Origin of the sequence: uncultured Marivirga sp., assembly GCF_963974845.1 — a bacterium.
GTDB lineage: Bacteria > Bacteroidota > Bacteroidia > Cytophagales > Cyclobacteriaceae > Marivirga > Marivirga harenae.
Window position 1 is genome coordinate 176,190 of record NZ_CAXBEQ010000006.1, and the last position, 15,417, is coordinate 191,606.

13 protein-coding genes are annotated in these 15,417 nt (G+C 35.0%); 5 read left to right on the forward strand and 8 right to left on the reverse strand.

Annotation, left to right across the window (positions count from 1 at the left end; all coding sequences use genetic code 11):
* Positions 1–178 precede the first annotated feature (178 nt).
* From nth to AAC601_RS14415, 3 genes are read right to left on the reverse strand one after another with little or no spacing between them, the layout of a single operon-like run.
* Positions 179–838, reverse strand: a complete 660-nt coding sequence (gene nth / locus AAC601_RS14405; RefSeq protein ID WP_303271544.1) for an endonuclease III — start codon at positions 836–838, stop codon at positions 179–181.
* 3 nt (positions 839–841) lie between these two features.
* Entirely contained in the window at positions 842–1,081 is a 240-nt protein-coding gene (locus tag AAC601_RS14410; RefSeq protein ID WP_303271545.1) for a hypothetical protein, read from the reverse strand.
* Positions 1,059–1,661 carry a sigma-70 family RNA polymerase sigma factor gene (locus tag AAC601_RS14415; protein WP_303271546.1) on the reverse strand — a complete coding sequence of 201 codons (603 nt, stop codon included), beginning with the start codon at positions 1,659–1,661 and terminating at the stop codon, positions 1,059–1,061. The genes AAC601_RS14410 and AAC601_RS14415 overlap by 23 nt, the downstream gene beginning before the upstream one ends.
* Positions 1,662–2,031: 370 nt before the next feature.
* Between AAC601_RS14415 and AAC601_RS14420 the strand changes: the two genes are divergently transcribed.
* The 4 genes from AAC601_RS14420 (at position 2,032) to AAC601_RS14435 (ending at position 7,342) form a co-directional block, all read left to right on the forward strand.
* On the forward strand, positions 2,032–2,610 hold the full coding sequence (locus tag AAC601_RS14420) for an ECF-type sigma factor (RefSeq protein WP_303271547.1): 579 nt from the start codon (positions 2,032–2,034) through the stop codon (positions 2,608–2,610).
* A gap of 6 nt (positions 2,611–2,616) precedes the next feature.
* Positions 2,617–5,118 carry a serine/threonine-protein kinase gene (locus AAC601_RS14425; protein ID WP_340153658.1) on the forward strand — a complete coding sequence of 834 codons (2,502 nt, stop codon included), beginning with the start codon at positions 2,617–2,619 and terminating at the stop codon, positions 5,116–5,118.
* An 83-nt stretch (positions 5,119–5,201) separates the two neighbouring features.
* Positions 5,202–6,665: a 1-hydroxycarotenoid 3,4-desaturase CrtD gene (gene crtD / locus AAC601_RS14430; RefSeq protein WP_303271549.1), complete on the forward strand. Its 1,464-nt coding sequence runs from the start codon at positions 5,202–5,204 to the stop codon at positions 6,663–6,665.
* Positions 6,665–7,342, forward strand: coding sequence for a carotenoid biosynthesis protein (locus AAC601_RS14435; RefSeq protein ID WP_303271551.1), 678 nt, complete (start codon positions 6,665–6,667; stop codon positions 7,340–7,342). Before crtD ends, AAC601_RS14435 begins: the two co-directional genes overlap by 1 nt.
* Before the next feature lie 35 nt (positions 7,343–7,377).
* Here the strand turns inward: AAC601_RS14435 and AAC601_RS14440 are convergent, their stop codons facing one another.
* Positions 7,378–7,605: a hypothetical protein gene (locus tag AAC601_RS14440; RefSeq protein ID WP_303271552.1), complete on the reverse strand. Its 228-nt coding sequence runs from the start codon at positions 7,603–7,605 to the stop codon at positions 7,378–7,380.
* 266 nt (positions 7,606–7,871) lie between these two features.
* Here AAC601_RS14440 and AAC601_RS14445 point away from each other — a divergent pair, with 266 nt between their 5' ends.
* Positions 7,872–9,650, forward strand: a complete 1,779-nt coding sequence (locus tag AAC601_RS14445) for a chloride channel protein (RefSeq protein WP_303271553.1) — start codon at positions 7,872–7,874, stop codon at positions 9,648–9,650.
* Between the two features lie 476 nt (positions 9,651–10,126).
* On the opposite strand, the gene AAC601_RS14450 is transcribed toward AAC601_RS14445, so the two are convergent.
* Genes AAC601_RS14450 through AAC601_RS14465 form a run of 4 tightly spaced genes read right to left on the reverse strand, consistent with a single transcriptional unit; the run spans position 10,127 to position 15,279 of the window.
* Positions 10,127–11,194, reverse strand: coding sequence for a S41 family peptidase (locus tag AAC601_RS14450; RefSeq protein WP_303271554.1), 1,068 nt, complete (start codon positions 11,192–11,194; stop codon positions 10,127–10,129).
* Positions 11,191–12,006, reverse strand: coding sequence for a hypothetical protein (locus AAC601_RS14455; RefSeq protein ID WP_303271555.1), 816 nt, complete (start codon positions 12,004–12,006; stop codon positions 11,191–11,193). The genes AAC601_RS14450 and AAC601_RS14455 overlap by 4 nt, the downstream gene beginning before the upstream one ends.
* Entirely contained in the window at positions 11,999–13,207 is a 1,209-nt protein-coding gene (gene lysA / locus AAC601_RS14460; RefSeq protein ID WP_303271556.1) for a diaminopimelate decarboxylase, read from the reverse strand. Before lysA ends, AAC601_RS14455 begins: the two co-directional genes overlap by 8 nt.
* Before the next feature lie 41 nt (positions 13,208–13,248).
* Positions 13,249–15,279 (reverse strand): cation:proton antiporter, encoded by a 2,031-nt coding sequence (locus AAC601_RS14465; protein ID WP_303271557.1) that lies wholly within the window; start codon positions 15,277–15,279, stop codon positions 13,249–13,251.
* Positions 15,280–15,417 lie beyond the last annotated feature (138 nt).

The following is a 15,417-nucleotide window of genomic DNA, read 5'->3' on the forward strand; positions in this document are numbered from 1 at the left end:
ATTATCTTATATGAAAGAACTAGGCTAAGGCTTTGCTAATGTATTATATAAAAAACGTAGTAGATCTAACTCCTCATTTTTGGAGGTATTACTGAATTTGGAATCAGCAATTTTGAATTATAGGGGAAAGTAGAGAGTCTAATACCAAGTATTTCAAAAATGGCTTTTTGAGGCATCTTTAGAGTTGTTTTTCCAAAGGCTTATTTTTCTCAAAATACCTACAAATATGTGTGATTTTGCATTCTTCACATTTAGGCCTTCTCGCTACACAAACATATCTACCATGCAAAATCAACCAATGATGGGCTACATGCACGTATTCAGAGGGAATGTGTTTGATTAAAGTTTTTTCAACTTCCAGAGGTGTTTTCGCATTTTGATTGACCAAGCCCAGTCTTTTGGAAACACGAAAAACATGGGTGTCCACAGCCATGGCAGGCTGATTGTAGATAACGGAAGCAATCACGTTGGCTGTTTTTCTGCCTACGCCTGGCATTTTTTGCAAATCATCTATGGATTCCGGCACTACAGAATCAAAATCCTCTACTAATATTTTAGCCATGCCCAGTAAATGCTTGGTTTTATTATTCATGAAGGAGATGCTTTTGATGTAGGGTAATACCTCATCAAAATGAGAATTGGCTAAATGCTCTGGCGTGGGAAAGGCTTCAAAAAGGGCTGGCGTGACAATATTCACTCTTTTATCTGTGCATTGGGCGGATAAAATAACAGCCACAAGCAGCTGGTACGGATTTTCATAATGTAATTCCGTCTCTGCTTGTGGCTGATTTTTAGAAAAATAATCTAAAAAAGCTTCGTAGCGTTCTTTTCTTGTCATTTGCTATTCCTTTACAGGATGCAAATTAACAGCTTTTGAGTATTCTAAAATACTGTTGATGGTTTTTTCTGAAGGGTTCATCAATCCCCCGTCCATTTGCTTTCTCAGCCAAAGGAGTTCATGGTATTGTTCTAAAAGTTCCATGTCCTCACTTAAGGCCAGTTCGATTTGCCGATTTTCGTCCGGCTCTGTTTCTGAATAAACATATCGGATTAAATCGTCATGAGTAAAAATTTTGGTCATAGGCTATATTATATTGTTGCATCTTTTTCCTCAAATTAATGAGGGCATAGCGCATTCGACCTAATGCAGTATTGATGCTCACTCCGGTTTGATCCGAAATTTCCTTAAAGCTCATGTCCATATAATGGCGCATGATCAGCACTTGCTTTTGTGCTTCAGGTAATTCCGCTATCAATTTGCGAAGCGATTTATGCACATCTTTCTTCATTTGAATGTCCTCAAAATTGCCTTCAGCAAATTCGAGGGTTTCGAATACACTATTTCCATCATCCATAACGATGGTAGGGTATCTTTTATTTTTCCGGAACCTATCAATTGCTAAATTATGTGCAATTCTCAAAATCCAGGGCAAAAATTTACCTTCCTCGTTATAACGACCAGATTTCAAAGTTCGTATAGCCTTAATGAAAACTTCTTGCATTAGATCCTCAGCTACATAATGATCTTTAACAATCATGTAGATAGTAGTGAAAATTCTTGACTTGTGGCGGTTTACTAATTCTTCAAACGCTACTTCATTACCATTGATATACTGACCGACCAATTGGCTGTCGTCCAGCATTGTTTTTTGATTATTCATCTTAAAACACCTTGTTTAGTTTGGTAAAAGTTTATTCTATAGCGTCAAAATTTAGAGGTAAAACATTCTTTTATAGCTTCGAAAGTATTCAAATGATTTTAAATCACAAAAATATTTTTCGATTTATTTTATAGTGACAGGAGAAATGTAAAAAAGGTTGGAATTAGTAAAATAAACTTTTTTCTTCCTCGTTTAATTGCATTTTTTTTTACCTGATTTTAAAAAGTAATTTTTTCAAAATATCATTTTTTTAAAGTATTTAAAAGAAATGTATATTGAGTCAGTTTCCTTAAGCTTTTTTAATAAATCTTTATTTTATCTTAAAAAATAGTAGATTTATACAGTTTTGTTAGTATATTTATCGAATATTATGGTAAATCACGGAGAGATAACACAGTTACTGGTTCAAGTAAATCAAGGGGATATCAATGCCTATAATAAGATATTTCCTGTTATTTACAGCGAACTACGTCATATTGCCCACAGGATTCGATTTCAGTATTTCGGGATAGAGACTTTGAATACCACTGCGATAGTGCACGAAGCTTACCTGAAAATAATAAATTCAGAAGCCAGCTGGAATAGTCGGGCGCATTTCTATGGCGTGGCCGGAAAGGCAATGAGACATATTTTGCTAAATGCAGCTCGAAGAAAGAATGCTATTAAACGTGGACGGGATGCACAACACATTTGCTTTGAAGAGTGGGAAGAAAAGATTAACTTATCAGATGATTGTTCAGATGAATTGTTGAAATTGGATGAAGTATTGAATGAACTCGAAAAGAAAGACAGCAAGCATGTGAAAATAGTGGAGTGTAGGTTTTTTGCCAATATGACTATTGAAGAAACAGCAACAGTACTTGACGTATCACCATCCACTGTTAAAAGAAATTGGCAGGTAATAAAAGCCTGGATATATAGTCAGATCCAAGCTAAGAAAACGGCTTAACTTGAAATGGGATATTCTTGGAGTGAATTGGAAGATATCTTCCAAAATGCATTGAAAATGCCTGCTTCAGAGCGGGAAATTTATGTAAAAAATCATGCTAATGATAATCAGCGATTGGAGCAAACCGTCCTGATGATGCTAAGAGATGCAGAAAATGCAGATCAATATTTTGATAAACTTCAGAAAGGTATAGCTGACGGCTTAGAGGAGAAACAGGAAGATATTTATCAAGCTGGTGATAAAATTGATAAATATAAGATTATCGAACCCATAGGCCGAGGTGGTATGGGACAGGTTTTTTTAGCCGAAAGAAATGACCGTCAATTTGAACAAAAAGTTGCTATTAAATGCTTCTCTGCTGATGAGGTCAAAGATAATTTCTTCGAGAATTTCCGAAATGAACAGCAATTTTTAGCCAATCTTAATCATGCTGCTATTGCTCACATTTTAGATGGCGGGGTTACTGATGAAGGCATCCATTATATCATTATGGAATATGTCGATGGCTTACCTGTTAATGAATACCTAAAATCATCTTCTTTAAACACAGGTGAAAGACTTCAACTTTTTATTAAAATATGTGATGCTATTAATTATGCTCATAATAGGCTGATTCTACATTTAGATATAAAACCATCAAATATTTTAATTAATGAAGAAGGACATGTTAAGCTATTAGACTTTGGGATTGCCCAAAAGATTGGCAATAGACTGCAAAAACAGGTGCAAAAAGCTACACCCTTTTATGCGGCTCCTGAGCAGCTTAAATTGGGAGACATCACGATAGCAACTGATATCTTTCAGTTAGGAATTTTATTACATATTATTATTTCCGCTGAAAATCCGTTAAAGCCTAGTGAAGATAATCCTTATGATCGCAAGGTCAAACTATCACAATCCATTGATCAGGAATTGCTAGCTATCATTAATGTTTGTTTAAGTGAGTCCTCCGAATGTCGATATGTTTCAGTCTCTGCTTTAATAGAGGATGTCAAGAATTACCTGAATAAGTTTCCGGTTAAGGTTTATTCTAAGAAATGGTCTTATCGGGCCAAAAAGTTTACTGACAGAAATAAGATTAAAATTACACTTTCTGCCTTATTAGTTATATCGTTGCTATCGGGGCTTATTATTTCTTCTTATCAGTCTAAGATAGCACAAGAAAACGAACAAAAAGCGCTTAAAACAAGCGAATTTCTATTGGATATTTTTAGAAATGCTGACCCCGTTCAAACAGAGGGAGGGTTGACTGTAAAAGATATTTTAGATAATAGTAGCAAGAGTGTTGAGTTGAAGTTTGACGACAAAGAATTTAAGCTTGATCTCTATGATAGGTTAATAAATATTTATACCAATGTTTACCTATGGAACGATTCTAAGAAACTTGCGGAAAAAGTTTTAAGAGATTACAAAGATATCAATACAAAAAGTAAATTGAATATTATGAGTACCCTTGCCGGCAATTATCGTGAATTGTCGGAGTATCAAAAGGCAGATTCAGTTTTTGGATTGTTACTGTCGAAAATTCAGGACCCAAAAGAAAATTTACCATTAGATTTTAAAATAGAAAATATCTTAGCCCTTGCAAAGTCGCAGCAAATTCAAGGTAAATATGATTCTGCTCTGCATTTTATCCATCAAGCAAATAGTTTGATAAATGACGATATGTTTGATAAGGATAAAGCTGATATATTCAATCATTATGCATCTGTCTATAAAGATTTATCGAAATTAGATACAGCGGCCTTTTATCAAAAAAATGCAATCCGTATTTTAGAGGCGCACCATACACCTGAGCACCAAACTGCACTTGCTGTTTACTACAATAATCAGGGAAATTTATTTAAAGATATGTCTCTGTATGATTCAGCAATTGCTTCCTTTGAACATTCCCTAAGTCTCAAAAGAAAAATAGCTTCGAAAGCAAATCTTGACATAGCAATTACCTATAGTAATTTAGGAGGGGTACATTACAAGAAGAAGAATTATGACAGCGCCTCTTCTTACCTGAACAGAGCAATAGAAATCTTTAGTACTCAGTTAGAACCGAGTAATAATTTTATAATATCCACACGATATAGTTTAGCGAATATATATTATAATCAAAGGAACTTTCAAAAGGCGTTATTTGAATACCAGGAAGTACTAGCAGCAGATACTGCAAATTTCGGCTTGGATCATCCCTATATCGCGGATGATTATATTTCCTTATCAAATTGTTATATAGGTTTGAAGCAGATGGATAAGGCATTTGGGTTGCTCAAAAAAGCGGAAGGTATTATTGAGGCTAAATTTGATAAGAGTCATCAGAAGACTTCTTATTTATACAATAAATTCGGGCAGTTTTATGAGGAGCAGAAAAATTACGCTATGGCTCAAATGTATTTTCAGGAATCGTATACTTTAGCCGAACAGTATTTGGGAGAGGATCATCGCTATACTAAGCTGTACAAAAAAGATGTCGAGCGAATTACTAAGCTAATGATTGGTAAAATTGAAAATCTTTAAATTAAGTCTACATGTTTTAAGTGTGTTTTTAAAACTTTTGTTCTACAAAGACATTTACTTGTAATAATAAATTTGATTCAAGTATGAAAGCAGTTATTGTTGGTGCTGGAATAGGTGGGTTAGCCACCTCAATTCGGTTAGCAAAAAAGGGGTATGAGGTAGAAGTCTTTGAGCAGAACAACTATCTTGGCGGAAAGCTATCAGTCTTTGAACAAGAGGGGTTTCGATTTGATGCTGGTCCTTCTTTGTTTACCTTACCAGAGTTAGTTGATGATTTGGTTGCGTTACAAAGCGAGGAAAGCACTATTAAGTTTCCCTACAAAAAACTAGATGAATCTTGCAGGTATTTTTGGGAAGACGGGAAGCGACTTACTGCCTATACAAGTCCTAAGAAATTTGCATTAGAAGTTGAGCAAGTCTTAGGGGTACCCGTAAAAGTAGTAACAGATTATATCAAAAATGCTGAGTTTAAATATGAAAAATCAGCCAAGATATTCTTAGAAAAATCTTTACATAAGCGCTCAACATTTCTCTCGAAAGAGATCCTGCCGGCATTACTAAGCATATATAAGTTTGGCTTGTTTGAGAGTATGAATCAAGTGAATGAATCCAAATTAAAGCATCCGAAATTGGTTCAGTTATTCAATAGATTTGCAACCTATAATGGCTCAAGTCCTTATCAGGCGCCTGGTATCTTGACTTCTATTGCTAATTTGGAATTAAATAGAGGTACTTTTTATCCTGAAAATGGAATGTATCAGATAACGCATACACTTGCTCAGGTGGCGGAAAGCTTAGGCGTAAAAATCCATTTTAATGCGGGTGTTGAGAAAATTCTTGTTGAAAATAAAGTAGCCAAAGGAATTGTAGTCAATGGAAAGATAAGTTCTGCAGACTTGGTGGTGAGTAATATGGACATTTACCCTACCTACAAAAAGCTGCTAAGTGATCAAAAACAACCTGAAAATATCCTGAATCAGGAAAGAAGTAGTTCTGCTTTAATTTTTTATTGGGGTATTGAAAAGGAATTTGGAGAGCTTGGTCTGCACAATATTTTCTTTAGTGATGATTATCATCAGGAATTCCACAATATTTTCAAGACGAAGACGATAGCTCCCGACCCTACTATTTATGTCAACATAACTTCCAAACATACTCCTTCTGATGCCCCAGACGGAATGGAGAATTGGTTTGTCATGGTGAACGTACCTTCCAACAGTGGACAAGATTGGGATCAATTGATCCCTGAGATCAAGAAGTCAGTCTTGAAAAAACTCAAAAGAATGCTAGGCATTGATATAGCTCAGTACATTAAAACGGAAAGTATTCTTGAGCCGCGAACAATAGAAAGTAAAACCTCTTCTTATCAAGGAGCCTTATATGGAAGCAGTTCTAATAATCGATATTCTGCCTTTTTGCGACATCCTAATTTTCATCCCAAAATAAAAGGACTATATTTTTCTGGTGGAAGTGTACATCCGGGTGGAGGAATTCCATTATGTTTGCTGTCAGCTAAGATAATTGATGATTTAAGTCCTTCAGTTTGATGAAAAAAGCAGTTTTAAGTGTGGTAGCAAATTTGAAATCCAAACCGATAGTTGGGATTATTATAATTTCTGCCTTCTATTTTTTTGGGGTAATCGGAATTCTGTCTGCTAACAGAGAGTGGTTTGTTGAGAAAACGGCCTTTAACTTATCCTTGTCTTTTGTAGTACTTATCATGTATCAGAATCACTACAAGTTTTCTTTAATTTGGGCTTTTGTATTTTGTTATGTGGTTGGCTTCTTAGCAGAATACCTAGGAGTTAACTTTGGATTGATATTCGGTGATTACTATTACCCTAAAACCTTGGGGCCACAATTAGGTGGTGTGCCCGTGATAATCGGTATCAATTGGTTTCTCATAACTTTTTGCGTAGCATCATTAATATTTCCCCTTAAAACTAATGTATTCTTAAAAATATTATTAGCCACTATTACAACAGTCATAATTGACGTTCTAATTGAACCTGTAGCTATGGAATTGAATTTTTGGAATTGGGAAAATAATGAGGTGCCGTTACAGAATTACGTAGGATGGGCGATAGTTTCGTTCTTAATTTTCAGTTTTTATTTCCTCATTAAGATTCCACTAAGGAATAAAATGTCTATCGTCTTATTATTTTGGCAGGTGGTCTTTTTTGTGGTTTTAAATCTGTTTTTAGTAAAAAATTATTGGGCATAAAAAAACCAGCTTCAGGGCTGGCTTTATTTGTTGATTCAAGCAGAATTTTGAACATAATGTTTCTCTTCTCTCAATTCGAAATATTCCTCAAACAGAGATTTTGAGATTAATTTACTTTCTGTTCCTGAGCCCCATTTAGCATTTAATTCAAATAAGCCGTTGTACGCTCTCCCTTCATAATTCTCACCCACTTTAAAACCTCTCAAACCGGTTTTTTGGTCAGGTAATTTATTACAAACAAAATTTATTCTATACCTATCCATGTCTAAAAGTTTTTGTAAAACTATGTACTAAAGACCAAGATGCGTGCCAAAAGGTTGGGATTTGTAAAAAAAATATCGACCAAATGCCGAATTTTTAGGATGAGTGGCCTAACTACAAATATAGGATACTTAAATTTCAATGAACTACTGGGAATTGATTTCATTAAGTAGTCAAAATCGTTAAGTATTTTAAAATATGCCCAAAATGTAGGAAATAACATATATTTCAATCTTGTATAGCTTGATATTTATTTACCTTTGCACGCATGAATTTTAAAGGCCTTTTGCTTAAGTTTCTCATTTGGCGCGTAAAGCATGTCAGCACCACCAACTTTGTAATCATTACAAGTGGTGTGATTGGGATTATAGCTGGATTAGCAGCTGTAACACTTAAGGAAAGTGTGCATATTCTTCAAAATTTCTTGACCCGGGATTTTCAACAGGAATTTGGAAATTATTTGTACTTAAGTTACCCGCTTGTGGGGATTGTTTTGACGCTCCTTTTATCAAAGTATATTCTTAAAGAAAAGCTAGGGCATGGAATAACTGATATTCTTTATTCGATTTCCAAGAAGTCAAGTATTGTAAAGCGGACCAAAACATTTTCAAGAATGCTGACAAGTACTTTGACTGTAGGATTTGGGGGATCTGTGGGCTTAGAGGCACCTATTGTAGTGACAGGATCTGCTATTGGGTCTAATATTGGTAGATTAGTTCATTTGAATTATAAGCAGCGAACACTTTTGATTGGCTGTGGCTCCGCGGGTGCAATATCAGCTATATTTAATTCGCCTATTGCCGGTGTCATCTTTAGCATTGAAGTAATTTTGGCAGAGGTGACAATTAGTTCATTCATCCCGCTTTTAATTGCTTCCGTTTGTGGAGCCTTGGTTTCTTTAACTTTATTAGGTGATGATGTTTTATTCTCATTCAATCTGACTGATGAATTTATTGCGGCTGACACCCCCTTTTATATTTTTTTAGGGATTTTTACGGGGATGGTAGCCCTCTATTTTACAAAAGTTGTTGGTAAAGTGGAAGGCTTGATTAAGAATGTAAAAGGTGATTTAAATAGGGCGATTTTGGGTGGTGTTGCTTTAGGTTTTTTGATTTTTATACTTCCACCCTTATATGGTGAGGGGTATGATACTATAACTAAGCTATTGGATGGTAATGCTCAAAGCATTCTGAACAATAGCTTATTTTTTGATGAGGTGGAATCATTCTTTCTATTGGTTTTATTTGCGGCAGGAATTATATTAGTAAAGCCTGTAGCCACAGCTCTGACCATTGGTTCAGGTGGAAGTGGAGGGATATTTGCCCCTTCTTTGTTCTTAGGGGGGGTAACTGGATTTTTATTTGCTTATTTGATTAATAAACTAGGAATTACAGACCCAATCAGTTTGAGCAATTTTACTCTAGTTGGAATGAGTGGAGTAATGAGTGGAGTTTTGCATGCCCCACTAACAGCTATTTTCCTGATTGCAGAAATTACTAGTGGTTATACCTTATTTGTTCCGTTAATGATTGTTTCCGCAATCTCATACAGTACAATCTCGTATTTTGAAAAATATTCGATGTACACCAAACCATTAGTAGAAAAGGGAGATTTGATTTATCATGATAAGGATAGACAGGTTTTAAGTTTGATAGATTTGAAAAAAGTCATTGAAACAGATCTCTTAACTATAGACCCAGATGCCACCCTGGGAGAATTGGTAGATTTAGTAAGGTTCTCTAAAAGAAATATTTTTCCTGTGGTTAATAAGGATCGGGAATTAATGGGGATTGTTACTTTGGATGATATTCGTGAGATTATGTTTGATGAGGAATCTCGAAAAAATATTATTGTTAATACCCTAATGCACAGCCCACCTACCTTTGTTACCGGAAAGGAAAGTATGCGTTCTGTAATGATGAAGTTTGAAAAAACAGGTGCTTGGAACTTACCTGTACTGGAAGATGGCCAGTATGAAGGATTCGTTTCTAAATCTAGAATTTTCAATGCCTACCGTAAAAAGTTGATTAGACAACAGATAGAATAGTTTGCGAAAATAAAATATTACATCTATTAATAGGATAGTTGTTGAACCCTGTTTATTTCGGTAAGTTGTTGACTTTCTGGTGCTTGTCCACAATTTCCAGATTATTAATTTTATTGTAATAACCATAAAGCCAGGCAGTTATAGATTTAATGTGGATAAATGTGGATAACTTGTCTAATTTGTGGATAAAAAAACAAAAGATAATTTGAATCTTATTTTTGTTAAAAATTAGATGAATTTTAGGCTCTTAATGTAAGGTTTAATATAAATTAATATTGTTATAACATTTCTAATTTACATTAAACAAAAACTAACTGATCAGAAATACTTAAGTTAATATTACCTCATTTTTTACTGTATGAATTAAATGTTTACTTTAAGTTAACTAAATTTAAATTCGAATGTGTGGAAGTTTAGTTTGATTTAAGTAGTAAAGTCAAATTCAGTAGTCAGGGCGAATATTGGAAAAGTACATTTTACTGATTTTTGATATAATCGATGGCTTCTTCAATTAACCTATCTGTACCATTATTGAAATCAGTGGAATCCAACGCAATGGCAATGTCTGGCTGAACACCAAATTCAATGTTGTTTCCATTTGCATCAATTGTTTTAGTTGAAGAAAACCTGTATCTCCAGCCATTCGGAAGTTCATTATTGATGGGGAGTCCTCCGCCTCCGCCAGTTCGATCTCCCATCAAGGTTACATTGGGTAAAAAGCTCATCATACTAGCGAAAAAATTTGCAGAACTATAACTACTTCTATTGATCAATACCACAATGGGTTTATTGAATTTATAGTCTTCATCTCCATCAAATTCTAAAAATTTTTCTTCCGCCTTGGTGAAATCGTCATGTCCAGGCCCATTTTTATAAAACCAATCTGCAATTTTAATGCGCTCATTTGCAAATCTATTAGCAATAGTAAATGCATTACTAATACTACCACCACCATTATTTCTGATATCAATGATTAGACCTGCTACAGGCCCCTCTAAACTGTTGATTTGGAAACTGCCTTCTCTTTCGTTGATTAGGAATTTGAGTACTAAATAATCCATCAGTGAGGTACTAACATTGCTGGAAAAACTTTCATAGTACATATATCCTACCGAATCAATAATAGTATTGTGAATTGGTCCTGAAATCTGATAATCTTTACTAGGCACTAGGTAGTTTCTTTCAATAACATCAAAATTGAAATTGGTCGGATATTCTAAATACCAATCCCAGTTGCGTGAAACATCAATTCCTGCAGAAATATTTACATGACCATCTTCCAAAATAAACAGCATATCAGCCAAAATATTAAAGAGTTCAATACTGTTCCTGGCATTTATTGCTTTTGGTCTAAATACATCCTTTGCTGAATCCCAGTCAATATTTTTATCGGAAAAAAAGGAGTATTTTTCATCAACGGTTTGCCATAAGTGGTCAAATACTTTTGCATTTTCTGGTTCAGGATCTTCTTCCATAAAGAGCCTTTCACAAGAATAAAGACTAGCTGAGATTACGAGCAATATGGCGAAGAGACTTTGTTTCATATCTTAAAGAAAGTGCTGATTAGTATAGAATGTTCGCCTGTTCTAATCCGATTTTGTGAATTGTAGCTTTCGTAGCTCCAAAAATAATCTAGTCTTAATCCATTTCCATTTTTTAGCGGGTAATATAAATAATATTGAGCCGACCATTTAAAGTAACTACCCAAGCTGATGATTTCACCACCTTTCACATAGTCAAAAAACTCAACTTCCTCCTTATTGACGGAAGCTGGAAAGCGAGTTGAGGCAAATAGTGGACGAGTGGCATATGTAATCAATGGCGTGCTAGTGAATAATCCTAATTCTAAAGTTCTGCTCCAAAGATTGAATGGTCTTGCTATCATTACAGCAGGAGCCGCTGAAAATCTGGTTTCAATATGCTGACTATTGTTCGTAAAGCTTAGATGTTGCCTTAAGGCCCATTTAGCAGACAGATCAATTCCTGGTCTGATTTTTAGTTTTTTGTTTTCAAGATTAGGTGGTTTCCAATATTGCTGAAAATGGCCTTCAAGCCTGAATGTGTACATTTCTGCATTACTGATGCTACTTGAGGGATTATTGAAATCAAATTTTGCTCTGGATGTATTGATGATTCTTTCTTTTTCGTGAAAATGACCGAGAATAACTGCACCCCCAATACCCTTGTAAAGTAAGGGTGAAATACCTTCATCAATTACATTTACATAACTCCCCCCAATTCCTGTTATGAAGTGAGTTTGCTTTTTAAAACCAATGGCTTTTTGTCCTTGTCCCAAACTAGGAAAGCCAAGTGCAAAAACCGTTAGAAAAAATCCTACAATATATAGCTTATTCAAAGTCAACTATTACTTGGTTTCTTAATAAGTCATCCAAAGATTCTCTTTTTCTGATCAACTGATCCTTACCATCATATACCATTACTTCGGCAGGTCGATAGCGTGAATTATAGTTGGAAGCCATTGAAAATCCATATGCCCCTGCATTTTTGATGGCAATAATGTCTCCTTGCTTTACTTCTGAAAGCCTTCTGTCGGTTCCAAATGTATCAGTTTCACAAATATAACCCACTACCGTGTACACTCTCTGCGTATCGGATGGATTAGAAATATTTTCAATTTGGTGATAAGCATCGTACATCATTGGTCGCAATAAATGGTTCATGCCAGTGTCCAAGCCTACAAAAACTGTTGCTGGAGTTGTTTTGATTACATTTACTTTTGATAGAAAGTATCCTGCTTCTGAAACTAAGAATTTCCCAGGTTCAAACCATAGTTCTAAATCCTTTCCTCTTTTTTTGCAAAACTCTTTAAATCTCTTACTTACTTCTTTTCCTAGTTCTTCTATATCAGTGGTGATATCCCCATCTTTATATGCTACTTTAAAACCACTTCCAAAATCGATAAAGTCAATATTAGGGAAGTCTTCTGCAGCCTCAAAAATTAAGTCAGTACCTCTTAAAAACACCTCTGAATCAAGAATATCGGATCCAGTATGAATATGTAAACCTATAACATTGATATTATAATTCTCAATTACTCTTAGCAAATGGCGCATTTGTAGAATAGAGATGCCGAACTTAGAATCAATATGTCCAGTAGAGATTTTTGAATTTCCACCAGCCATGATGTGTGGGTTTAATCTGATACAAACAGGCACACTGTTGTGGTAACGATGACCAAATTGCTCTAATATCGCGATATTATCGATGTTGATCATCAAACCGAGATCAACTGCTTCTACTATTTCATCAATGGAAACACAGTTTGGCGTATAAAGTATATCCTTAGGCTCAAACCCTGCTTTCAAACCCAGATAAGCTTCTTGAATGGAAACAACATCAAGTCCTGTTCCATGTTTTTTCATCCACTTCAAAACAGAAACGTTGCTCAAAGCCTTAGTGGCATATTTCAATTTCAAATTAATACCAGCAAAGGCATCGTTTAATCTTTTAATTTGAGACGCTATTTTATCTGCATCATAAACATATAATGGTGTGCCGTATTTTTTGGCGAGTGATGTTAAAACTGTATTCTCCACTGAGTATTCTTAATTAAATTGTTGATTTTCACTAATTCTTATCAAATGCTGATTTTTTCGTAAAATTGTTCCAAATCTTCGGGTTTACCAAATACAAAAATTGTATCTCCTTTTCTTGGAGTAGTTTCAGGTCCAATTTGGGTGGTTAAGTTCCCATCTCTTTTCAAACCTATCACTGTAACACCAAATTTATGACGAATGTTAGTTTCCGCAATCGGTTTGTCTGTAATTTCACTATGATCTTTTTCAATTTCATAGCAAGCTGTTGTTAAATTAGGAAATTCTTCAGTTAATTTTTGCATCGGTGACCTTTTTAGAACTCCTCTAAGCATTTCATAATTGTCTGCCCGTACATTTCTCACAAATTCTTTGATTTTCTTCTGCGGAATAAAGTATTGATTTAATACTCTTGTAAAAATCTCCACAGAAGTTTCGAATTCTTCCGGAATGACTTCATCTGCTCCTAATCGCAGATTTTCTTCTGTTTCAGTTATAAATCTGGTTCTCACAATAATATGGATAGTATTACTAATGGACCGTATTTGGGTGACAATCCGCTTAGTAGCTAGCGGGTCGGAAATAGCGATTACCACTACTTTGGCTTTGTATACTCCCAAACCTTTTAGTACCTCTGGTTGAATTGCATCACCATAATGGATAGGTTCACCCAGCGCTTTATATTTTTTGATGGTATCGGGATTCATTTCACATATAACATATGGAATGCCCGCACTTTTAGCGGCCTTAGCTACATTTTGTCCATTAAGTCCAAAGCCTATAATCACAATATGCTTATCCAGTTGTTCTTCTGGTATTTCATTGATTTCCTCGGGAGTGTCAGGAAAGGAAAAAAACATTCTCTGTGTTTTATTCCCTATTTTCGAAGCGAGCTTACTAGAAGCCAATTTATCAGCGAGCTTCGGGGAAATACTCATCATAAATGGAGTAATGCCCATCGTAAACAATGATACAGATAGAAAGTATTGGTAGGTAAGGTCTGAAATCACGGCATAAGTGATACCAACTGTTGATAGAATAAAAGCAAATTCACCTACTTGAAATATTGAAAAACCTATCCGATAGGAAGTCCTGCCCGGGTATCCTAGAAATGCTCCTGCTAAGGTGGCAATTAATGATTTTCCAATAACAGTAGCTACCATTAATCCCACAATAATAATGAAGTGGTCTGCCACGAAGAAAATATCCAAAAGCATCCCAATTGAGACAAAGAAAAATGAAGTAAACAACTCATGGAATGGTAAAATATTGCTTGCTGCTTGGTGGCTATATTCAGATTCAGAAACAATCAATCCCGCCAAGAATGCACCCAAAGCAAGTGAAAGACCTAGTGCTGCACTTAACCAAGCTATTGAAAAACATATTAAGACAATCACCAGAATGAAAAGCTCTTTACTTCTCGTTTTTGCAATTTGGTAGAATAACCACGGGACAATGTAACGTGCACTAACGAGAACAAAGGCAATTAGTAGAGCAGCTTTTAGTACCATCATCAGTATTTCCATCCATATATTTTGAGATTCTCCTGCCAATAGCGGTGTAAATAGCATCATGGGTACAACTATGATGTCTTGAAAGATCAGAATGGCTAGGATAGTTTTTCCGTGAGGCGTAGTGGTTTCTCCTTTGTCCTGTATGATTTTCAATACAATGGCAGTACTACTTAAGGAAAACAAAAAGCCTAGGAAAATAGCTGCACTTAAATCAAAATTAGTATTTAATGCAATCAGCATAACTAGTAAAATAGTCCCGACTACTTGCACCGTACCCCCGATGAAAACAGCCCTTTTAATGGAAATTAAACTCTTTATAGAGAATTCAATACCAATGATGAAAAGTAAAAGGATTACTCCAATTTCGGCAAAGACTTTTACCCCTTCAGTTGCCTCTATTAACTGAAAACCGTACGGGCCAGCAATTATACCGGTTATCAAGAAACCGATAATAGGTGGGACCTTCAATTTTCTAAAAAGCAGAATTACAAAAATTGAAAGTCCTAAAATGATGACAATGTCACTTAAGATCGGGATATCTACGCTTGCGGCTAAAATCATTAGGTATTTTATTAAGCTTCAAAAATAAACATATATACTAAACTTTTTAGGTGATTAGTCAACTCAATTGGGAAATCTTTTAATTTACCTGATTGACTGGGTAATGACATGAAAATTCAATTGCTATTTTTACTAGTT